This is a genomic window from Cupriavidus sp. H18C2 (assembly GCF_049393795.1).
GTDB lineage: Bacteria > Pseudomonadota > Gammaproteobacteria > Burkholderiales > Burkholderiaceae > Cupriavidus > Cupriavidus pauculus_C.
The window spans coordinates 1629127-1649371 of the sequence record NZ_CP186011.1; the positions used below are offsets into that span (position 1 = coordinate 1629127).

General features: G+C 72.0%; 19 protein-coding genes and 1 pseudogene. 15 read left to right on the forward strand and 5 right to left on the reverse strand.

Features of this window, described 5'->3' with window-relative positions; translation table 11 throughout:
* The first annotated feature begins 164 nt into the window (after positions 1–164).
* From EPAKOI_RS23920 to EPAKOI_RS23950, 7 genes are all read left to right on the forward strand, one after another.
* Complete coding sequence (locus EPAKOI_RS23920) at positions 165–2246, forward strand: TonB-dependent siderophore receptor (protein WP_423193894.1); 2082 nt, start codon at positions 165–167, stop codon at positions 2244–2246.
* A 5-nt stretch (positions 2247–2251) separates the two neighbouring features.
* Entirely contained in the window at positions 2252–3814 is a 1563-nt protein-coding gene (locus EPAKOI_RS23925) for an ABC transporter substrate-binding protein (protein ID WP_423193895.1), read from the forward strand.
* Complete coding sequence (locus EPAKOI_RS23930; protein WP_423193896.1) at positions 3811–4836, forward strand: ABC transporter permease; 1026 nt, start codon at positions 3811–3813, stop codon at positions 4834–4836. Before EPAKOI_RS23925 ends, EPAKOI_RS23930 begins: the two co-directional genes overlap by 4 nt.
* On the forward strand, positions 4830–5624 hold the full coding sequence (locus EPAKOI_RS23935) for an ABC transporter permease (RefSeq protein WP_423193897.1): 795 nt from the start codon (positions 4830–4832) through the stop codon (positions 5622–5624). Before EPAKOI_RS23930 ends, EPAKOI_RS23935 begins: the two co-directional genes overlap by 7 nt.
* On the forward strand, positions 5621–7027 hold the full coding sequence (locus tag EPAKOI_RS23940) for an ABC transporter ATP-binding protein (RefSeq protein ID WP_423193898.1): 1407 nt from the start codon (positions 5621–5623) through the stop codon (positions 7025–7027). The genes EPAKOI_RS23935 and EPAKOI_RS23940 overlap by 4 nt, the downstream gene beginning before the upstream one ends.
* Positions 7028–7141: 114 nt before the next feature.
* Positions 7142–7735: a TetR/AcrR family transcriptional regulator gene (locus EPAKOI_RS23945; RefSeq protein WP_423193899.1), complete on the forward strand. Its 594-nt coding sequence runs from the start codon at positions 7142–7144 to the stop codon at positions 7733–7735.
* Between the two features lie 90 nt (positions 7736–7825).
* Positions 7826–9076 carry a YbfB/YjiJ family MFS transporter gene (locus EPAKOI_RS23950; protein WP_423193900.1) on the forward strand — a complete coding sequence of 417 codons (1251 nt, stop codon included), beginning with the start codon at positions 7826–7828 and terminating at the stop codon, positions 9074–9076.
* Positions 9077–9091: 15 nt separating this feature from the next.
* Here the strand turns inward: EPAKOI_RS23950 and EPAKOI_RS23955 are convergent, their stop codons facing one another.
* The 5 genes from EPAKOI_RS23955 to EPAKOI_RS23975 all read right to left on the reverse strand — a co-directional run bounded on the left by EPAKOI_RS23955 (position 9092) and on the right by EPAKOI_RS23975 (position 12864).
* A complete protein-coding gene (locus EPAKOI_RS23955; protein WP_313839153.1) occupies positions 9092–9532 on the reverse strand; it encodes a MarR family winged helix-turn-helix transcriptional regulator in 441 nt (146 codons plus the stop codon).
* 97 nt (positions 9533–9629) lie between these two features.
* Positions 9630–10397: a DUF4410 domain-containing protein gene (locus EPAKOI_RS23960; protein ID WP_423193901.1), complete on the reverse strand. Its 768-nt coding sequence runs from the start codon at positions 10395–10397 to the stop codon at positions 9630–9632.
* A 116-nt stretch (positions 10398–10513) separates the two neighbouring features.
* Positions 10514–11821, reverse strand: coding sequence for an ATP-binding protein (locus EPAKOI_RS23965; protein WP_423193902.1), 1308 nt, complete (start codon positions 11819–11821; stop codon positions 10514–10516).
* Positions 11821–12534 (reverse strand): response regulator, encoded by a 714-nt coding sequence (locus EPAKOI_RS23970; RefSeq protein ID WP_124685547.1) that lies wholly within the window; start codon positions 12532–12534, stop codon positions 11821–11823. The genes EPAKOI_RS23965 and EPAKOI_RS23970 overlap by 1 nt, the downstream gene beginning before the upstream one ends.
* A 36-nt stretch (positions 12535–12570) precedes the next feature.
* On the reverse strand, positions 12571–12864 hold the full coding sequence (locus EPAKOI_RS23975; RefSeq protein WP_313839147.1) for an EF-hand domain-containing protein: 294 nt from the start codon (positions 12862–12864) through the stop codon (positions 12571–12573).
* Between the two features lie 222 nt (positions 12865–13086).
* Here EPAKOI_RS23975 and EPAKOI_RS23980 point away from each other — a divergent pair, with 222 nt between their 5' ends.
* From EPAKOI_RS23980 to mdcH, 8 genes and pseudogenes are all read left to right on the forward strand, one after another.
* Positions 13087–14007: a LysR family transcriptional regulator gene (locus EPAKOI_RS23980; protein ID WP_423193903.1), complete on the forward strand. Its 921-nt coding sequence runs from the start codon at positions 13087–13089 to the stop codon at positions 14005–14007.
* 133 nt (positions 14008–14140) lie between these two features.
* Positions 14141–15799 carry a malonate decarboxylase subunit alpha gene (gene mdcA, locus EPAKOI_RS23985; RefSeq protein WP_423193904.1) on the forward strand — a complete coding sequence of 553 codons (1659 nt, stop codon included), beginning with the start codon at positions 14141–14143 and terminating at the stop codon, positions 15797–15799.
* 2 nt (positions 15800–15801) lie between these two features.
* Positions 15802–16685, forward strand: a pseudogene (locus EPAKOI_RS23990) (triphosphoribosyl-dephospho-CoA synthase).
* Positions 16685–16993 carry a malonate decarboxylase subunit delta gene (locus EPAKOI_RS23995; RefSeq protein ID WP_124685552.1) on the forward strand — a complete coding sequence of 103 codons (309 nt, stop codon included), beginning with the start codon at positions 16685–16687 and terminating at the stop codon, positions 16991–16993. The pseudogene EPAKOI_RS23990 and the gene EPAKOI_RS23995 overlap by 1 nt, the downstream one beginning before the upstream one ends.
* A complete protein-coding gene (locus EPAKOI_RS24000; protein ID WP_313839140.1) occupies positions 16990–17844 on the forward strand; it encodes a biotin-independent malonate decarboxylase subunit beta in 855 nt (284 codons plus the stop codon). The genes EPAKOI_RS23995 and EPAKOI_RS24000 overlap by 4 nt, the downstream gene beginning before the upstream one ends.
* Positions 17841–18659, forward strand: a complete 819-nt coding sequence (mdcE, locus tag EPAKOI_RS24005; RefSeq protein ID WP_423193905.1) for a biotin-independent malonate decarboxylase subunit gamma — start codon at positions 17841–17843, stop codon at positions 18657–18659. Before EPAKOI_RS24000 ends, mdcE begins: the two co-directional genes overlap by 4 nt.
* 1 nt (position 18660) lies before the next feature.
* Positions 18661–19299 (forward strand): malonate decarboxylase holo-ACP synthase, encoded by a 639-nt coding sequence (locus EPAKOI_RS24010; protein ID WP_423193906.1) that lies wholly within the window; start codon positions 18661–18663, stop codon positions 19297–19299.
* Positions 19284–20204: a malonate decarboxylase subunit epsilon gene (gene mdcH, locus EPAKOI_RS24015; RefSeq protein ID WP_423193907.1), complete on the forward strand. Its 921-nt coding sequence runs from the start codon at positions 19284–19286 to the stop codon at positions 20202–20204. The genes EPAKOI_RS24010 and mdcH overlap by 16 nt, the downstream gene beginning before the upstream one ends.
* Positions 20205–20245: the final 41 nt, after the last annotated feature.

The following is a 20245-nucleotide window of genomic DNA, read 5'->3' on the forward strand; positions in this document are numbered from 1 at the left end:
GACAATTCCCACAACGTCACATTTGCTTAATCTTTCTGTGTGGTGACAGGCAAAGGAAAAGGCCGGCGCGATGCCGGCCTTGCTGAAGACAAAAAAAGCTGGCGTGACGCGGGCGTCTCGTTAATAATGCAACACTGTTGCAATAACGCCGCCCTCGCCTGCCCATGTCCGGACGCCGCCTCCCGCCCGCCTTTCTCTTCGCCGCCACCGCCGCCACCTCGCCATTTGCCGGCGCCGCCGAGGATCAAACCCTGCCCGAGGTATCGGTCCGCGCCGCCGCCACGCCCTACGCCACCGGCGCCACGCGCACCGACACGCCGCTGCGTGAGGTGCCCCAGTCGGTACAGGTGGTGCCGCGCACGCTGATCGATGACGCCGCGGCCACCCGGCTCGACGACACGTTCGACTACGTGAGCGGCGTGTCGCGCCAGAACAACCTGGGCGGCCTGTGGGACAACTTCGCCATCCGCGGCTTCACCGGCAACGAGAACACTGGCGCGAGCTACCTGGTCAACGGCTTTGCCGCCAACCGCGGCTACACCGCCCCGCGCGACACGGCCACCATCGAGCGCATCGAGGTGCTGAAGGGCCCGGCATCGTCGCTCTACGGCAGCGCGGACCCCGGCGGCGTCATCAACCTCGTCACCAGGACGCCGCAGTTCAAGCCGGCGCAGACCTATGGCTTCGAGGTGGGCAACCACGACCGCTACCGCGCGTCGGCCGACGTCACCGGCGCGCTAGGCCAGGACGTGGCCGGCCGCCTGATCGCCGTGGCCGAGCACGACGGCAGCACGCGCGACTTCGTCAACAGCCGCCGCTTCCTGCTGGCGCCGTCGTTCACGTGGATGCTCGGCCCGCGCACCGTGATCCAGTACACCGCCGAGTTCCAGCGCTACACCGTGCCGCTGGACCGCGGCATCGTGGCCGTCGCGGGCCGGCTCGACGCGCTGCCGCGCTCGCGCTTCCTGGGCGAGCCCGGCGACGGCGACATCCGGCTGGACAGCCAGTCACACCAGCTCTCGGTCGAGCACGAGTTTTCCGACCGGTGGAAGGGCCGCGTGGCCATGGCCTACCGCGGCGGTTCGCTGGAGGGCTACTCCACCGAGGCCACCGCGCTGCTGCCCGACAACCGCACGCTGACGCGCCAGCGCCGCTACCGCGACTTCCAATCCGACGACCTGTCGCTGCAGGCCGACGTGACCGGCCGCTTCGACACCGGCCCGGTGGGCCACGAACTGCTGCTGGGCGTGGATACCTACCGCTTCAGCAACACCCAGGTCATGCTGCGGCGCAACCCCACGGCGGCCGCGCCGTACGCCATCGACATCTACGACCCGGTCTACGGCCAGACGCCGCCGTCGCTGCTGCCCAACACCAGCACCTACGAGCGCCAGACCAACGTCGGCCTGTACGCGCAGGACCAGCTTCGGCTGGGCGACCGGTGGCGCGTGCTGGCCGGCGCGCGCTTCGACATCTACAACCAGTCGCTCGACAACCGCCTGCGCGCCAGCACCGCCAGCCAGCACCAGACCGCGTTCTCGCCCCGCATCGGCGTGACCTACCTGGCCACGCCCACGGTGTCGCTGTTCGCCAACGCCAGCAAGTCGTTCCGGCCCAACCCCGGCAGCGACGCCAGCGGCGACGCGTTCTCGCCCGAGCACGGCCGCGCGGCCGAAACCGGCGTCAGGTACGTCTCCACCGACCAGCGCACCACGGTCACGCTGGCCCTGTTCGACATCCGCAAGCGCAACGTGCTGACCACCGATCCGGCCAACACGTCGTTCCAGATCGCCGCCGGCGAGGCCCGCAGCCGGGGCGTGGAACTGGACGTGGCCGGCCGCATCGGCAACCACTGGCGCGTGACCGGCAGCTTTGCGTTCACCGATGCCGAGGTCACCCAGGACGCCCGGCTGGCCGCCGGCACGCCGCTGGCCAACGTGCCGCGCACCAGCGGCAGCCTGATGGCGATTTACGAGGACCGCGCGCCCGTGGGACAGCGCTACGGCGTGGGCGCCGGCGTGCGCTACGTGGGCACGCGCAGCGGCGACACGCAGGACACCTTCTCGCTGCCCGCCTACACGCTGGCCGACGTGCTGGCCTACTGGCAGTACAGCAAGGCCGTGCGCGTGACGCTGAACGTCAACAACCTGTTCGACCGCACCTACTACGCCAGCTCGTACAGCAACGTCTGGATCGCCCCCGGCGAAGGCCGCACGGTGCGGCTGGGCCTGCGGCTCAGCTACTGATGCCGATGCCGCCCCGATCCCCCCGGCGCCGCCGCCTGCTGGGCGCCGCCGCGCTGGCGCCGTGGCTGGCCACAGCGCCGGCCCGCGCCACGGTAGCGCCCGACCGCACGCTGCGCGTGATCGGCCCGTGGGAGCTGTCCAGCCTCGACCCGCTGCGCAACGGCTACCTGTTCTCGCGGATGCAGGTCACCGAGACGCTGGTCGACTACGACGCGGCCGGACGCCCCGCGCCGGGGCTCGCCCGGCAGTGGACGGTCAGCGCCGACCAGTTGCTGTGGACGTTCACGCTGCGCCCCGGCGCACGCTTCCATGACGGCGCGCCGGTGCGTGCAGCCGACGTGGCGGCGGCGCTGGAACGCGCCCGCCACGCGGCCGGCGTGCTGGGCGTGGCACCGATCGCCGCCATCGCGGCGGCAGACACGCCCGCCGAAACCATCCGCATCCGCCTGACCCGGCCCTTCGCGCCGCTGCCGGCGCTGCTGTCGCACAGCAGCACGCAGGTGCTGGCGCCGTCCGCGTTCGGGCCAGACGGCACGGTGCGCACGATCGTCGGCAGCGGGCCGTACCGGATCGTCGAACTGGAACCGCCGCAGCGCTTTGCCGTGGCCGCGTTCGACGGCTGGCAGGGCGCGCGTCCGGCCATCGCGCGGGCCAGCTACCTGTCCGTCGGTCGTGCCGAGATGCGCGCGCTGATGGCCGAGGGCGGCCAGGCCGACCTGGCCTACGGGCTCGATCCGGGCAGCGTGGTGCGGCTGGCGCAGCGCGCCAGCGTGCGGCTGCACGCGGTGACACTGCCGCGCACGACCGTGCTCAAGCTCAATGCGGCCCATCCGCTGCTGGCCGACGTGCGCGTGCGGCAGGCGATGTCGCTCGCGCTCGACCGTGCCGGCATCGCCACGGCCATCCTGCGCGACCGGTCGCTGGCGGCGGCGCAGTTGTTCCCGCCCGCGCTGCCCGGCTGGCACGACCCGGCGCTGCCGCCGCTGCCGACCGATCCGGCCCGCGCCCGCGCGTTGCTTGCCGCCGCCGGCTGGCGCCCCGGGCCCGACGGCACGCTGCGGCGCGGCGACGATCGCTTCGCCCTGACGCTGCGCTCGTTCCCGGACCGCCCCGAACTGCCGGTCATCGCCACGGCCATCCAGGAGCAACTGCGCCAGGTCGGTATCGCCGTGCGCGTGGCGGTCGGCAATTCCAGCGAGATTCCGCTGGGCCACCGCGACGGCTCGCTGGAGATGGCGCTGATGTCACGCAACTACGGCGTGGTGCCCGACGCCTTCGGCACCGTGGCGCAGGACCTTGGCGGCCCGGCCGGCGACGGCGGCGACTGGGGTCCGATGCACTGGCGCGCACCCGACGTGACCGAAGCACTGGCCGCCCTGCCCGCCGCCAGCGAGGCCGACGCGGCCGCGCTGCGCCGCACCGTCGCCGGCACGCTGCAGCGCGACCTGCCGCTGATTCCCGTGGTCTGGTATCGCCAGACCCTGGCGGCCAGCCCGCAACTGCGCGGCGTGTCGATCGACCCGTTCGAACGCACGTACCGCCTGACACAGATGGAGTGGAACCGATGACCGATCGCGTGGCGGCCCTGCCGGGCGAACCCTCGGACCAGCTGCGCGCCATGGCGGCGCCCGGATCGCTGGTCGGCCGCATCGTGCTGCAGCGGACGATGCAGGCGCTGGTCGTGGCCGCGCTGGTCGGCACGCTGGGCTTCCTGATGATGCGGCTGCTGCCGGGCGATATCGCCTACCGCATCGCCGCCGGCCGCTATGGCTACGACATGGTGACCACGGCCGCCGCCGAGGCCGTGCGCGCGGAGCTGGGGCTGGACCAGCCGTGGACGCACGCGCTGCTGCAATGGTGGAGCCAGCTAATGCGGTTGGACCTGGGCGTGTCCGTGGTGACCGGCGCGCGCGTGGCCGACGAGATCGCGCATCAGCTCGGCCATACGCTGCAACTGGCGCTGGCCGCGCTGGCCGTGTCGTGCGCCATCGCCGTGCCGCTGGGCTTTGCGGCCGGGCTGCGCGCGGGCGGGCTGGCGGACCGCGCCACGCTGGTGGCGTCGGCGCTGCTGCGCGCGCTGCCGCCGTTCGTGCTGGGCATCGTGCTGGTCAGCGTGCTGGCCATCGAATGGAACCTCGTGCCGGCCGGCGGCCACGACACCCACGGCACGCTGCTGCTGCCGGCGCTGACGCTGGGCCTGGGGCTGTCGGCCACGGCGATGCGCGTGGCGCGCCACGCGATGGCGTCGGTCACGGCCGCGCCCTACTTCCAGTTTGCCCGCACCAAGGGCCTGGGCGACGCGCAGGCGCTGTACCGTCATGGCGTGCGCAACGCCGCGATTCCGCTGGTGGCCTACCTTGGCGTGCAACTGGTCTACCTGGTGGAGGGCGTGGTGGTCATCGAGACACTGTTCGCGTGGCCCGGCATTGGCCATGCGCTGGTCCACGCGATCTTCGGGCGGGACATTCCGATGATCCAGGGCACGGCCATCGTCATGGGGCTGTTGTTCGTCGCGCTGAATGCGCTGGTCGACCTGGCCTGCGCGTGGATCGATCCGCGCGTGCGCGTTGCGCGGGGGGCGTCATGGTGACGCGCCGCCGTCTGGGCATCGGCCTGCTGCTCTGCCTGCTGGCGTTCGCGGTGGCCGCGCCATGGCTGGCGGCGCGCGCGCCGTTCGAGCAGGACCTGTACGCGATCCTGCAGGGGCCGGCGTGGGGTGAGCCGCTGGGCACCGATCACCTGGGCCGCAGCATGCTGGCCCGGCTGGCCAGTGCCACGCGGCTGTCGCTGGGGCTGGCGCTGGCCAGCGCGCTGTCGGCGGCCACTCCGGGCACGCTGCTGGGCCTGGCTGCCGCGTGGCGCGGCGGCTGGCTGCTGCGCATCGCCAACGGGCTGGCCGACACGGTGCTGGCGCTGCCCGGCCTGCTGCTGGTGCTGCTGCTCAGCGCGTTTGCGCCGGGCGCGTACTGGCCGCTCTACGTGGGGCTGTCGCTGGTGCTCTGGGTCGAATACTTCCGGCTGACCAGCGCCACCGCGCGCGTGGTGCTGGCCAGCCCGCATGTGGAAGCGGCGCGGCTGCTCGGCTTCGGCCCGGCCTACATCCTGCGCCACCACGTGCTGCCCGCGCTGCTGCCGCTGCTGGCCACGCTGATGTGCTTTGGCGCCAGCGCGGCGGTGCTGGCGCTGGCCGCCATGGGCTTTGTCGGGCTCGGCGCGCAGCCGCCGCAGGCCGAACTGGGACTGATGATGACCGAACTGCTGCCCTACGCGGCCGAGGCGCCGTGGATCATCGCCGGCCCGATCGTCGTGCTGACGCTGGCCACGCTGGCGCTGGTGCTACTGAGCGGGCGCGACGACGCGCAGGGAGACGTGCCATGACGCCGGCGTGCGACATCCTGCTGCGCGTGGACGCGCTCACCGTCGGCAGCGCCACCGGGCCGCGCATCGGGCCGTTCTCGTTCAACCTCGTGGCCGGCCGCGCGCTGACGCTGATCGGCGAAAGCGGCGCGGGCAAGAGCCTGCTGGCCCACGCCATCCTCGGCACGCTGCCGCGCGGGCTGCGCGCGGACGGCCGGATCACGCTGGGCGAGCGCCAATTCGCGGCGATGGACGTACGCGGGCGCCGTGCCGACTGGGGCCGGCGGCTGGCGCTGCTGCCGCAGGAGCCCGCGCTGGCGCTGGACCCGACCATGCGGCTGGGCCGCCAACTGGCGGAGACGCACGCGCTGGTCGGCGGCCAGTCCTGGCGCGCGGCGTGGCAGCAATCCGCGCACGATCTGGCCGCGCTGGGCATGCCGCAGGCCGGCGACGCCTGGCCGGGCACGCTGTCCGGCGGCATGGCGCAGCGCGCGGCGCTGGCAATCACGCGGGCCGGCCGCGCGCCGGTGCTGATCGTCGACGAGCCGACCAAGGGGCTCGATCCGCACTGGCGCGACGCGGTCATCGCCCAGCTGCAGGCCGCGCTGCGTGAGGGCTGCGCCGTGCTGGCCATCACCCACGACCTTGCCGTGGCCCGCACGCTGGGCGGCGACGTGGCCGTGCTGCGCGACGGCCAGATCGTCGAACAGGGGCCCGCCGCAGACCTGCTGCACGCGCCGCGTCATCCGTACACGGGCACGCTGCTGGCCGCCGCGCCCGACGCGTGGCCGGCGCGGCCCCATCCCGCCACGGGCGACACGGTGCTGCACGCCAGCGGCCTCGCCAAGCAGCTTGGCGGGCGGCCGCTGTTCCGGCAGATCGACCTGACGCTGCGCGCCGGCGAGCGGCTGGCCGTGACGGGCCCGAGCGGCAGCGGCAAGTCGACGCTGGGCAACGTGCTGCTCGGCCTGCTGCCCGCCGATGCCGGCACCGTGCGCCGCGCGCCGCAGGTGGCGCGCGAGCGCTTCCAGAAGCTGTATCAGGACCCTGCCTCGGCCTTTGCGCCGGCGCGCACGATGGGCCGCGCGCTGCACGATCTGTGCGCGCGCCACCGCATGCCGCCCAGCCGGATCGCCCCGCTGATGGCGCGCATGCACCTGCGCCCGGCGCTGCTGGAGCGGCGGCCGACGGCCCTGTCCGGCGGCGAGCTGCAACGGTTTGCGCTGCTGCGCGCGCTGCTGGTCGACCCGGTCTTCCTGTTTGCCGACGAGCCCACGTCGCGGCTTGACCCGCTCACGCAGCGCGAGGTGATCGACCTGATGGTCGAGGCCACGGCCGAGCGCGGCTGCGCGCTGATGCTGGTCACGCATGACGCGGCGCTGGCGCGCAACGTGGCCGCGCGGCAGGTGGCCATCGGCGGCTGACCCTGCCTTGCCCCTGCCGCCGGCGGGGTCACTGCCTCCGCCTTGCGTTTTGTATCGAGCGATCTATAATCGCTTCCACGGTTTCATACTGATCGATACAAAACGAGGGATGCGATGGCACGACCCCGCCAATTCGACGCCGACGCCGCGCTGTCGGCCGCCCAGCACACGTTCTGGGCCAAGGGCTACCACGCCACGTCCACGCGCGAGCTGACGCAGGCGATGGGCCTGACCCAGCCCAGCCTGTACAACGCGTTTGGCGACAAGCGCCAGCTCTTCCTGCAGGCGCTGGACGACTACCTGAACCGCACGCTGCGCGAGCGCATCGTGCGCATCGAGGCCGGTTTCGCGCCGGCGCAGGCGCTGGTGCAGTTCTTTGCCGAAAGCGTCGAGCGCGGCGCCACCGAGCTGCCGAACCGGGGCTGCATGCTGATCAACACGGCGCTGGAAGCCTCGAATGACGATCCCGAACTCCAGGCCGCCGTGGCGCAGGAGCTGTCGCTGCTGCGCGACTTCTTTGCCCGCGCCGTGCGCGGCGCGCAGGCCGACGGCACCATTGCGCCCGGCCATGACCCCGACGAGGCGGCCGCGATGCTGCTGTCGCTGCAGGTGGGCATGCGTGTGCTGTCGCGCGTGATGCCGGACCGCGCGCTGCTGGAGGCGGCGGTGCGGCCCGCGCTGGCGTCGCTGGGCCTGCCCGCCCGCTAGCCTCCACTCCCCCTATTCCGACGTGCACGTCCCGCGCGGCCACCGGCCGCGTGGCGCGGGCACTCGTCCTGACCCAGCCGAAGGAACCCCATGTCCGCCGATGCCCCCGCCACCGCTTCCCATCCATCCGTGCCCGATGGCCGCACGCTCGACGCCCGCGCCCTGCACGCCGCATTTGCGGGCCTGTGCGCCAGCCTTGTCGCCATCGGCCTTGCCCGCTTTGCCTATACCCCGCTGATACCGTCGCTGATCCAGGCCCACTGGTTCAGCGCCGCCGATACGGTCGCGCTGGGCGCGGCCAACTTTGCCGGCTACCTGGCCGGTGCGCTGCTGGGCCGGCCGCTGGCCGCGCGGCTGTCGAACCGCCACGCGCTGCGCTGGCTGATGGTCACGGCCACCGCCGCGTTCTTTGCGTGCGCGTTCCCGGTGTCGGTGGGGTGGTTCTTCGTCTGGCGCTTCCTGTCGGGGCTGTCGGGCGGCGCGATCATGGTGCTGGTGGCCACGGCCATCCTGCCGCACATCGCCCCGGGCCGGCGCGGGCTGGTCAGCGGGATGATCTTCCTGGGGCTGGGGCTCGGCATTGCCGCGTCGGGCACGCTGGTGCCGGAGCTGCTTACGCTCGGCCTGCGCGCCACGTGGTTCGGGCTCGGCGCCGTCGCGCTGGTGCTCACCGTGCTGAGCTGGACGGGCTGGTTCGCCGCCGATACGCCGCCGGCCATGCCCGCCGCCACCGCGGCCGGACACCATGCGGCGGACGGCGCGCTGTCCGGCCAGCGCCACGCGCTGCGCGTGATCTACGTGCAGTACGCGGCCAACGCGCTCGGGCTGGTGCCGGCGATGGTATTGCTCGTGGATTTCGTGGCGCGCGGGCTGGGCCAGGGTGCGGCGGTGGGCGCGCGTTACTGGGTGCTGTACGGCGTGGCCGCCATTGCGGGGCCGCTGCTGACCGGCTGGATCGGGCCGCGCCTTGGCTATCGCAACGGCTACCGCATCGCGATGGCGCTGCAGGGGCTGGCCGCCGCGATGCTGGCGCTGTGCCATGCGCCGGCGGCGCTCTGGACGGCCACGCTGGTGCTGGGCGCCTGCACCACCGGCATCGTGCCGATGGTGCTCGGCCGCGTGCAGGAACTGCTGCCGTACGACCCCGTGGCGCAACGCGCCGCGTGGAGCCGCGCCACCGCGTCGTTCGCGCTGTTCCAGGCCGTGGGCGGCTATGGCTACGCCTGGCTGTTCTCGCACACTCACGAGAACCACGCGCTGATCTTTGCCTGCGGCGCGGTGGCGATGGCGGTGGCGTTCGCGGCCGACTTCACCGTGCGCAAGCCCGCCCCGGCCGCCTGACCGCGTGCGGACGGCCTACTCGCCGTCCGCGAACTTGCGCAGCAGGCGCATGAACTCGTTGAATTCGTCGACGGAGAAATTGCGCAGCCGGTGGTTCAGCACCTCGGGCGCGATCTCGGGCACCTGGGCGGCCACCGCCCTGCCCTTGGCCGACAGGATCAGGTGGATCACGCGCCGGTCGTCCTCGCTGCGCTCGCGCTTGAGCAGGCCCTTGTTTTCCAGCTTGTCCAGCATCCGCGTCATCAGACCCGTGTCGATGCCGAGCAGCCGGCTGACCTCCAGCGGGGTGCTGGCCACCCCGCGCAGCAGCGACAGCAGGATGCCCATCTGCTGGGCGGTGATGTCCAGCGGGCGCAGCGCGGCATCCATCTCCATCAGCAGGCCGTTGCGCGCCCGGTTCAGGTGAAAGCCAACACTTTGCGTAAGCTGGAAATTTTCGCGTGTGTAGTGTTTCACGGCATTTCAGACAGATCACGAGACGCCAATGTATCTGAGCGATCAGGAAAAGGAAAGGGACGCCGGGGCGTCCCTTTTGCCTGCCGGGGCGCGGGTTTCAGAGCCGCGCGGCACCTGGGGCCGGCGCCTGGGCCAACACGGCCAGCACACGGGTGGCCACCGCATCGCCCACGCGCCGCGCCTCGGCCTGCACGCTGTCGCGCTTGAGTTCGGTGGCGCCATGCACGCCCACGCCGGCCGCGGCCGATAGCGCCACGTGGCTGGCGGCGGCGCCCACGCCGGCCACTTCGGCGATACCGGGCATGTGGCCGCTGTCGGCATGGGTGTCGAACAGCGCCAGCGGCACGGCGGCGGCGTTGGCCGGCTGGTACAACACCTGCACCGACGCCGACACGTCGCTCTGGCCCGCACCCAGCCCGATCAGCGTGCGGCGGCGCTGCATGCCTTCGTCGATCCGGTCGAAGCGGCCCTCGACGATCACCGCGTTGGCGTCGGCCGGCACCAGGCCGTCCAGACGCACCGCGTGCAGGCCCCGCGCCTGGAGTTGCTTGACGATCTCGTCGGCCGTGGCGTTGCGCGCGGTGTCGGCGGCCTGCGTGGACTCGCTGCCGGCGTTGTCGCCCGTGGCCATCGCCTTGAGCCGGTGGACCATCGTGTCGTCGACCTTCACCTGCCGCGCGTCGGCGTCGAAGCCGCGCACGTAGACCACGTCCGGCCGCACCGGAGCGATGGATGCCGGGACCGATGCCTCGGCGATCATCGTCGCGGCCGATGCGCCGCCGGCCATCAGCAGCGTGGCGGCTGCCACGGCGGCTACGGCGAGGTGGCTGGCGCGGCGGGAAAGGGTGTGGAGCACGTGGGTCATGATGGATTCCTTGCTGGGTAGTTGCCGGTTCGGGTGGCACCGGACATCGGTGCCAGGCAGACCCAGTATTGGACGAAGCCGCGCCACAAGCCAGCCAGGAACTATGTCAATCCATGTCACGCCGGCAGCGACACCACCACGGCCAGCCCGCCGCCCTCGCGCGCGTGGAACGTCAGCGCGCCGCCGTGCAGCCGCGCGATGCGGTCGACGATGGCCAGCCCAAGCCCGGTGCCGCCTTCGCCCTGCGTGTTGCTGCCCCGGCTGAATGGCTCGCGCAGCCGCTCCAGCTCAGCCACGCCGATGCCGGTGCCACGGTCGCAGATCGCCACATGGGCGCGGGCGTCGTCCTGCCACGTGCGCACCAGCAGGCCGGTCTTGCCGTACTTCACCGCGTTCTGCATCAGGTTCATCAGCATCCGCAGCATGCTCGTGGGGCGGTACGCCACGGGCCGCAGCGGCCCCAGCTCCAGCGCGAACTCATGGCCGAGCCCGGCAAAATCGGCCGCGAGCTGGCTGACCAGCGCGTTCAGGTCGCCCGGCTGCGGCACCTCTTTCTCGCCACTGCCCGCGTAGTCCATGAACTGCTGGAGGATCGTGTCGATGTGATCGAGATAGCCCTCGACGGACCCCACGAAGGCGTCGTCGGTGCCGCGCGGCAGCGCCATCGCCATGGCCAGCCGCAGCTTGGTGAGCGGCGTGCGGATGTCGTGCGAGACGCCCGCCAGCATCAGCGCGCGCGTGGTCTCGGCCTGGCGCAGCGCATCGGTCATGTCGTTGAAAGCGCGGCTGACCTCGGCAATCTCGGTGGGCCCGCTGGTGGGCAGCGGGGCGGGCAGCGCGCCAGCGTGGATCTCGCGCGCCGCCTGCGCCAGGTCGCGCAGCGGGCGGTTGATGTGGCGCTGCAGCAGGTAGCCAGTCAGCGCCGCCAGCATGGCCAGCGCCGCCGACAGCGCAATGGCGGCCGTGATGCCGCTGGCCTGCGCGTCGGCCGTCATCGGCAGGCCGATCCAGGCCGGATGGCCGGCGGCATGTACCTGGATCCAGATCTTTTCCTCGTCGCCGCCGCTCTGCCAGCGCACGTCGGTATCGCGGTCCAGGTGGCGCCGCAGCGCCTGCATGAAGACGTCGCGCTGCCAGGTACGGAACGGATGCGCCATGTCGGCGCCGGGCGGGTCGTGGGGCGGCGGATCGGCCTGCCCGCCGATGCGGGCCAGCGCGGCGCGGCCCTCGGCGGGCGCCATGTCGTGCAGCGCCCGATCCATCATGGCGATGTACTGCGAGAACACCGTGGCGGCGCGCTCCACGCGCGGGCGCTGCACGTAATGCAGCAGCACGAACAGGGAACACGCCTGCGTGACGACCACCAGGATCACCAGCAGTCCGATGCTGCGGGCCAGCAGCGTGCGGGGCAGCAGGCGCCGCATCACGCGTCCACGCCCGCCACCAGCATGTAGCCCACGCCCCAGACCGTCTTGATGAAGCGCGGCCTGGACGGGTCTTCCTCCACGATCTGGCGCAACCGCAGGATCTGCACGTCGATGCTGCGGTCCAGCGCGTCGTGGTCGCGGCCGCGCGCGCGGGCCAGCAGGTTCTCGCGGCTGACCGCGCGGTTGGGCGACGACCCCAGCGCGTGCAGCAGCAGCATCTGGGCCGAATGCACCGCCACCGGCTCGCCGGCGCGCGTGAGCGTCTGCTTGCCCACGTCGAAGCGGAATTCGCCGAAGCTCAGCGTCTGGCTGGTGACGGTGGGATCGCCCGCCGCGATCTTCTGGCGCCGCAGCAGCGCGCGGATGCGCGCCACCAGTTCGTCGGGCAGGAACGGCTTGGCCAGGTAGTCGTCGGCGCCGGTGTCCAGGCCGACCACGCGGTCGGCCGGCTCGCCCTTGGCCGTCAGCATCAGGATCGGCAGCGTCTGGCCCTCGGCGCGCAGCCGGCGGCAGATCGTCAGGCCGTCCTCGGGTTCCATCATCAGGTCCAGCACCAGCAGGTCGTACGGCTCGCGCTGCAGGTAGCGGTTCAGTTGCTTGCCGTCGGCCACGGCGCGCACCTGAAAGCCGTGGCCCGTCAGAAAGCGCTGCAGCATGTTGCGCAGCTCCGCCTCGTCGTCCAGCACGATGATCCGGTGTCCCTGCTCCATGGCGTGTCTCCGGTTCTTGTTCTTGCCGGCGCGGCCTCAGCGCTGCCGCATGCGCTGCGCCAGGAATGCCTCCACCTGCGGCAGCGTGACAAAGCCGGCGTGGTGCGTGTCGATCTCGTCGAAGTGCTTCGCCACCATCGGCATGCCGGCCTGGGCCTGGGTCCGCGTCAGCCGGCCGTCGTGCGTGGTGTTGGCACTGGCAAAGCGCGCCTGCAACTGCGACAACACCTGCTCGGTCCGCGCCATGCGGTCGCCGCCGCCCATCAGGCCCTGCGCGCTGGCGCCTGCCGAAACAATACACAAGATCATGACTGCGATCATCTTCTTCATGGTGACACTCCGTTGGGTTGCCGACGCAGGCGCCATGCCTGGGCGGCGGGTTGGAAATCGACGGGCTGAACTCTAGGCGGCACGCCCGGCGTTGTCGCCCTGCAAACCATGTCACGGCATGTCACGCCGGGCCGGTGACATGCGGCGACACAAATGGCCGCCACGCGCGGCGCCGGTGTGCGATCATCGTGGCCTGTCCCGCACCCTCCGGCCGCCGCCCCCATGCCCGAACGCATCAGCGAAGACATCACCTTCCGCAAACTCGAAGCGCTGCTCGCCTTCATGGAGACCGGCAACCTGGCCAAGGCCGCCGAGACGCTGGAGATCAGCACGGTCAGCGTGCACCGGGCGCTGCATTCGCTGGAAGAGGGGCTGCGCTGCGCGCTGTTCCGCCACGAGGGCCGCAACCTGCTGCCCACCGAGGCCGCCCACGTGCTGGCCGACGTGGCGCGCGACGTACTCAAAACCATGGCCGACGGCGTGCGCGTCACGCGCGAGGCGGCCGGCTATTCGGCCGACCAGCTCAAGATCGGCTCGCTCTACTCGCTGACCATCCGCACCGTGCCGCAGGTGGTGATCGGCATCAAGATGCGCCGCCCGGAGCTGCAGACCGAGCTGGTGCTGGGCTCCAACGCCGACCTGCTGGACAAGCTGCGCCAGGGCACCATCGACGCCACGCTGATGGGCATGCCCGAGCCCAGCGCCGAGATCGAGTCCATTCCGATGTTCGAGGACGACATCTTCTTTGCCACCCCGGCCGATTCCCCGTACGCCCGGCTGGACGCCATCGACCTGCGCCAGTGCCGCGACGAGCCGTTCGTGTCGCTGGGCGACGGCTTCGTGACGTCGAGCGGCTTTGCCGAGGCGTTCCGCATTGCCGATTTCACGCCCAACGTGGTGATGAAGGTGGGCGACATCTTCTCGCTGATGAACCTCGTGGGCGGCGGCATCGGCTACTCGCTGCTGCCGGGCCGCGTGCGCGACGTGTTCGCGCGCAACGTGGCGTTCGTGCCGCTGACGGCCGACTACGGCATGAAGCAGACCATCGGCCTGTCGTTCCTGCGCCGCCGCGAGCGCGACCCGAACCTGCTGGCGCTGGCGGCCGTCTGCCGCATGCTGACGCCGGCCGGCAAGCCCGGCTGACGGGCGCCGCGCGGCCCAGCGCCGCCGCCATCACATTTACGCCGGCCGTAACGATCCGTCGCCGACGTTGATTGTTCCGCCCGGCCGGCCTGGCCTATCTTTCCGGTAACGACCGCAGCACACCGGAGATGTCATGCTGAACCCGATACCGGAACGACAATGGGACACGCGCCGCACCGAGAAGCGGCGCCGCCAGGCCCTGGGCGCGCAGATCGCCACGGGCAAGGTGGTGCCCACGGCAGACATCGTCCGCTTCCTGGAGACGATCACCGCCCCGGGCGACCGCGTGGTGCTGGAGGGCAACAACCAGAAGCAGGCCGACTTCCTGTCCCGCGCGCTGGCCGAGACCGACCCGGCGCGCGTGCACGACCTGCACATGATCATCCCGAGCGTGAGCCGGGTGGAACACCTGGACCTGTTCGAGCGCGGCATCGCCCGCAAGCTCGACTTCGCGTACGCCGGCGCCCAGAGCGTGCGGATCTCGCAGTTCCTGGAAGACGGCCTGCTGGAAGTGGGCGCCATCCACACCTACATCGAGCTGTACTCGCGGCTGTACGTGGACCTGACGCCGCACATCGTGCTGACGGCCGGCTACAAGGCCGACCGCCACGGCAACCTGTACACCGGCCCCAGCACCGAGGATTCCCCGGCGCTGGTGGAGGCCGCGGCGTTCCGCGACGGCATCGTGATCGCGCAGGTCAACGAGATCGTCGACGACCCGGCCGACCTGTCGCGCGTGGACATTCCGGGGTCCTGGATCGACTACGTCGTGCAGTCCGACAAGCCGTTCTTCTGCGAGCCGCTGTTCACGCGCGACCCCCGGCTCATCAAGCCCGTGCACATCCTGATGGCGATGATGGCGATCCGCGGCATCTACGAGCGCCACAACGTGCAGTCGCTGAACCACGGCATCGGCTTCAACACGGCGGCCATCGAGCTGATCCTGCCCACCTACGGCGAGCAGCTTGGCCTGAAGGGCAAGATCTGCAAGTACTGGACGCTGAACCCGCACCCCACGCTGATCCCGGCCATCGAGTCCGGCTGGGTGGAAAGCGTGCACAGCTTTGGCAGCGAACTGGGCATGGAAGACTACGTGGCGGCGCGGCCCGACGTGTTCTTCACCGGCGCCGACGGCAGCATGCGCTCCAACCGCGCGTTCTGCCAGTTGGCCGGCCAGTACGCGGTGGACCTGTTCATCGGCTCCACGCTGCAGATCGACGGCGACGGCCATTCGTCGACGGTCACGCGCGGGCGCCTGTCCGGCTTTGGCGGCGCGCCGAACATGGGCCACAACCCCGGCGGCCGCCGCCATGCCACGCCGGCCTGGCTGGACCTGATCGAGACCGACGACCCGCTGGCCCGCGGCCGCAAGCTCGTGGTGCAGATGGTGGAAACGTTCCAGGCCGGCGGCAAGCCGACCTTCGTCGAATCGATGGACGCCGTGCAGGTGGCGCGTGACAGCGGCATGCCGCTGGCACCGGTCATGATCTACGGCGACGACGTCACCCACGTGCTGACCGAGGAAGGCATCGCCTACCTGTACAAGGCACGCTCGCTGGAAGAGCGCCGCCGCATGATTGCCGCCGTGGCCGGCGTGACGCCGATCGGCATGAAGCACGACCCGGCCACCACGCGCCAGATGCGCAGCGACGGGCTGATCGCCCTGCCCGAGGACCTTGGCGTGCATCGCGCCCAGGCCACGCGGTCATTGCTGGCCGCGCGCAGCATGGCGGACCTGGTCGAATGGTCGGGCGGCCTCTACAACCCGCCCGCACGCTTCAGGAGCTGGTGATGATGGCGACCCTGGCAGCGCGCCCGCCCGTGGCGCACGGCATGGCCGAGGCGCTGGGCGACCTTGCCGTGGCGGTACTCGTCGACGAAGCCACGCTGGCGCCCAAGCCGGGGCTGGTGGATGCGCGCGGCAACGGCGCCCACGCCGACATGACGCTGCCGCTGATGCTGGCCTCTGCGCGCAGCCTGCGCGACGGCTTTGCCGCGATGGCGCGCGCGGGCCGGCAGGCGCCCCGTATCGACGTGACGCTGCGCGAACGGCTGGGCGCGCTGGGCCGCGACGCCGAGGCGACGATGCTGCGCGCCACGGGCGGCGTCAACACCCATCGCGGCGCCATCTGGGCGCTGGGCCTGCTGGCCGGCGCGGCCGGCTGGCTGGGCAAGACCGATGGCGCGCGGCTGCACGCCAAGGCCGTGGTGCAGATGGCCGCCGTGATCGCGCGGCTGCCTGACCGGCATCGCCCCGCCCAGACCGGCAACAAGGGCGAGCTGGCCTGCGCGGCGTACGGCGTGGGCGGCGCGCGCGAGCAGGCCGAGGCCGGCTTTCCGCACGTGACGGGTATCGGCCTGCCGGCGCTGCGCGATGCCGCGCGCGCGGCGACGCCGAGCCCACGGCGCAGGTCAACGCGCTGCTGGCCATCATGGCGCGGCTCGACGACACCTGCGTGCTGGCCCGCGCGGGCCGGGCGGGGCTGGCCGACGTGCAGGCCGGCGCCGAGGCGGTGCTGGAAGCCGGCGGCATCGGCACGCTGGCGGGCCGGCGCCGGCTGCACGACCTGGAAGCCACGATGCAGGCGCGGCACGCATCGCCCGGCGGCGCGGCCGACCTGCTGGCCGCCACCCTATTCCTTGACCGGCTTCCGGCCGTGCAATCTGGAGACATCTGATGGAACAGCTCCGTTTCGAATACGCCGCCGGCAACCCGGCATCACGCCGCGTGCTGGTGGGCGTGGTGGGGTCCGGCGACCTGGAGGTCATCATCGAGCCCGGCGACGCGGGCAAGACGCTGATCGACGTCACCACGTCGGTCAACGGCTACGCGCGCGTCTGGGACGCCCAGCTCACCCGCGTCTTCAGCGCCGAGCCGCGCGCGGCGATGAAGATCCGCATCCACGACTTCGGCGCCACGCCGGGCGTGGTGGGCATGCGGCTGGCCGAGGCGTTCGAGGCCCTGGACAGCAAGGAGCCGACATGACCCGCGCCACGCTGCTTTCCCGCGAGAGCTTTGTCGAGATGGGCGCCCGCGAGCGCGCCCGCGCGCTGCTGGACCCCGGCAGCTTCCGCGAACTGGCCGGCCCGTTCGACGGCCTGACCTCGCCGTGGCTGGAACGCCAGGGCGTGGTGCCACAGGGCGACGACGGCGTAATCGTGGCCAAGGGCACCGTCGACGGACTGCCCACGGTGGTCATGGCCATCGAGGGCGCGTTCCAGGGCGGCAGCCTGGGCGAAGTGGGCGGCGCCAAGATTGCCGGCGCGCTGGAGCTGGCCGCCGAGGACAACCGGCGCGGCGTGCCGATGCGCGCGGTCATCCTGTTCGAGACCGGCGGCGTGCGGCTGCAGGAGGCCAACCTGGGCCTGGCCGCGATTGCCGAGATCCACGCCGGCATTGTCGACCTGCGCCGCTACCAGCCCGTGATCGGCGTGATTGCCGGACAGGTGGGCTGCTTTGGCGGCATGTCGATCGCGGCCGGCCTGTGCAGCGCGCTGGTGGTGACGCGCGAGGCGCGCCTGGGCCTGAACGGCCCGGCCGTGATCGAGCAGGAAGCCGGCATCGGCGAATACGATTCGCGCGACCGCCCGTTCATCTGGGGCCTGACCGGCGGCGAGCAACGCTTTGCCACGGGGCTGGCCGACCGCTACGTCGACGACGACGCGGCCGTCATCCGCGACACCGTGGCCGAACTGGTTGCGGCCCCGGCCACGCCGGCCGCGCGCAGCGACGACTACGACCGCTACCTGCAACGGATGGCCGCCTACGCCGCGGCCGACGCCGTGCATCAGCCCGATCCGGCCACCGTGCGCCGGCTCTATGGAGAACGACAATGAGCGAACCGCATCTGCCCAGCCGTGGCGCGGCGTGGCTGGCCGCGCTGGCCGGCGCCGCCCCCCGGCTGCCCGGCTATCCGCCGTCGGTGCAGGTGGCCGATACCGAGATCGCCGGCCGCGCCGCGCGCCTGATCGCCGTGGTGCCAGACGCCGCCAGCCCGTTCCCGCGCGCCCGCCAGGGCGAGGTGGGGCTGCTGGAAGGCTGGTCGCTGGCGCGCGCCGTGCATGACGTGGTGGACGCGGACCGCGACCGGCCGGTCAAGCGCGCCATCGTCGCCGTGGTCGACACGCCCAGCCAGGCCTACGGCCGGCGCGAGGAAGCGTTCGGCATCCACCAGGCGCTGGCCAGCGCCGCCGCGGCCTACGCGACGGCCCGGCTGCAGGGGCATCCGGTGATCGCGCTGCTGGTCGGCAAGGCCATGTCGGGCGCGTTCCTGGCGCACGGCTACCAGGCCAACCGCATCCTCGCGCTGCACGACCCCGCCGTGCAGGTGCACGCGATGGGCAAGGAAGCCGCCGCGCGCATCACGCTGCGCAGCGTGGAGGATCTGGAAGCATTCGCGGCCACCGTGCCCCCGATGGCCTATGACCTCGACAACTACGCCACGCTGGGGCTGCTCTGGCGCACGATTCCCGTGCAGCCGGCCGCCACGCCATCGGCCGACGACCTGACCACGGTCCGCCGCCATCTGCAGGAAGTCTTGGACGATATCGATGCCGATCCGCACCGCGACCTGCGCAGCCGCCTGCATGGCGAGAACCGGGGCGCCACGCGCCGCGCGCGGGAGGCCCTTGCCAGCCAGTGGCACGGCTGACATGCGCCCGCAGCCGCACGACCTGGTCTGGCTGCGCGACCCCGCCGCGTTCATCGCGGCCGGGGACGTGCCGGACTGGGCCGATGCGGACTGGCTGGCGCAGGCCCCGCTCGTGGTGCGGCGCGACCGCGACGGCACGGGCCGCATCCCGGTGGGCATCCGCGGCCGCGTGCGCGCGCAGCGCCATGCCACGTGGATCGATGCCGCCCAGTGCGCCACCGTGGTGTCGCCGTTCGACATCGCACGCGAAGGCTTCTGGCGCCTGCATCCGCGCCGCGACGACATCCCCGCGCTGCACGCGCTGGACCCCATCGCCAGCCGGCTCGCCGCGCTGCCCCACCACTGGGGCGTGACCGGCGCGGTCGGCTTCACGCTGGCGTCCGGCATCGACGTGCTGCACGCCGGCAGCGACATCGACCTGCTGATCCATTGCCCGCAACCGCCGGCGCCCGACGTGCTGGCCGCGCTGCAGGCGCTGGTCGAGCGGGATGACGTACGGCTCGATATCCAGATCGCCACGCCACACGGCGCGTTCGCGCTGCGCGAGCGGCTGCGCACGCAGAGCCGCGTGCTGCTGAAGACCGACACCGGCCCGGTGCTCTGCGACGACCCATGGCAGCCGCCATGCCAACCCTGCTGACGTTTCCGGGCCAGGGCGCGCAGCGTCCCGGCATGCTGCACGCGCTGCCGGACGCGCCGGCGGTGGCCCGCACGCTGGCCGAAGCCAGCGACGCGCTGGGCGCCGACATCCTGGTCCACGACGACGCCGCACACCTGGCCTCGACGGTATCGGTGCAGCTATGCCTGCTCGTCGCGGGCGTGGCGAGCGCCCGGGCGCTGCTGGCAGACGGCCCGCCCGCGCACGCCGCGGCCGGGCTGTCGATCGGCGCCTACGCGGCGGCGGTCACGGCCGGCGTGCTGCCGTTCGCCGATGCCGTACGGCTCGTGGCCCTGCGCGGCCGGCTGATGGAAACCGCCTATCCCGGCGGCTACGGCATGACGGCGATCCTGGGGCTCGACGAGCGCGCGCTGGCCGCCAGCGTCGCGCAAGTCCACACGCCCGACATGCCGGTCTATATCGCCAACTACAACGCCGAAGGTCAACTCGTCATCGCCGGATCGGACGCCGCCATGGACCGCGTCGCCACGTTGGCCCTGAACGCCGGCGCCCGCACCGCGCAACGCGTGGCGATTGCCGTACCGTCGCACTGCCCGCTGCTCGACGAACCGGCCCAGGCCTTGCGCCGGGCCTTCGACGGCATCACGCTGGCACGCCCGTCGCTACGCTACTTCAGCGCCAGCGCCGCCCGCGAACTGCGCGACCCGTCCCGCATCGCCGAAGACCTGGCCCGCAACATGGCCCTGCCCGTCCGCTGGCACGAAACCATGCTCCTGGCCCGCGCCTGCGACATGCGCCTGGCCGTGGAAATGCCCCCAGGCAACGTGCTGACCCGTCTGTGCCAGCCAACGTTTCCCCAGGCAGTGGCGCTGGCGGAAATACGTGCCGATAGCGTGCGGGTGCTGATGGGGCGGGAGGACGACTGAGGGTGAGGGCCAGCGGTTCAAATGACGACCATCGCGTCTTG

Bases quoted from the DNA above. Each gene is read 5' to 3' on its own strand.
- EPAKOI_RS23930 (WP_423193896.1), top strand. From the start codon at position 3,811: ATGACCGATCGCGTGGCGGCCCTGCCGGGCGAACCCTCGGACCAGCTG.
- mdcE (WP_423193905.1), top strand. From the start codon at position 17,841: ATGAGCGAACCGCATCTGCCCAGCCGTGGCGCGGCGTGGCTGGCCGCG.
- EPAKOI_RS24010 (WP_423193906.1), top strand. From the start codon at position 18,661: ATGCGCCCGCAGCCGCACGACCTGGTCTGGCTGCGCGACCCCGCCGCG.
- EPAKOI_RS23920 (WP_423193894.1), top strand. From the start codon at position 165: ATGTCCGGACGCCGCCTCCCGCCCGCCTTTCTCTTCGCCGCCACCGCC.
- EPAKOI_RS23940 (WP_423193898.1), top strand. From the start codon at position 5,621: ATGACGCCGGCGTGCGACATCCTGCTGCGCGTGGACGCGCTCACCGTC.
- EPAKOI_RS23960 (WP_423193901.1), bottom strand. From the start codon at position 10,397: ATGACCCACGTGCTCCACACCCTTTCCCGCCGCGCCAGCCACCTCGCC.
- mdcH (WP_423193907.1), top strand. From the start codon at position 19,284: ATGCCAACCCTGCTGACGTTTCCGGGCCAGGGCGCGCAGCGTCCCGGC.
- EPAKOI_RS23925 (WP_423193895.1), top strand. From the start codon at position 2,252: ATGCCGCCCCGATCCCCCCGGCGCCGCCGCCTGCTGGGCGCCGCCGCG.
- EPAKOI_RS23935 (WP_423193897.1), top strand. From the start codon at position 4,830: ATGGTGACGCGCCGCCGTCTGGGCATCGGCCTGCTGCTCTGCCTGCTG.
- EPAKOI_RS23975 (WP_313839147.1), bottom strand. From the start codon at position 12,864: ATGAAGAAGATGATCGCAGTCATGATCTTGTGTATTGTTTCGGCAGGC.
- EPAKOI_RS23965 (WP_423193902.1), bottom strand. From the start codon at position 11,821: ATGCGGCGCCTGCTGCCCCGCACGCTGCTGGCCCGCAGCATCGGACTG.
- mdcA (WP_423193904.1), top strand. From the start codon at position 14,141: ATGCTGAACCCGATACCGGAACGACAATGGGACACGCGCCGCACCGAG.
- EPAKOI_RS23945 (WP_423193899.1), top strand. From the start codon at position 7,142: ATGGCACGACCCCGCCAATTCGACGCCGACGCCGCGCTGTCGGCCGCC.
- EPAKOI_RS23950 (WP_423193900.1), top strand. From the start codon at position 7,826: ATGTCCGCCGATGCCCCCGCCACCGCTTCCCATCCATCCGTGCCCGAT.
- EPAKOI_RS23980 (WP_423193903.1), top strand. From the start codon at position 13,087: ATGCCCGAACGCATCAGCGAAGACATCACCTTCCGCAAACTCGAAGCG.
- EPAKOI_RS23995 (WP_124685552.1), top strand. From the start codon at position 16,685: ATGGAACAGCTCCGTTTCGAATACGCCGCCGGCAACCCGGCATCACGC.
- EPAKOI_RS24000 (WP_313839140.1), top strand. From the start codon at position 16,990: ATGACCCGCGCCACGCTGCTTTCCCGCGAGAGCTTTGTCGAGATGGGC.
- EPAKOI_RS23970 (WP_124685547.1), bottom strand. From the start codon at position 12,534: ATGGAGCAGGGACACCGGATCATCGTGCTGGACGACGAGGCGGAGCTG.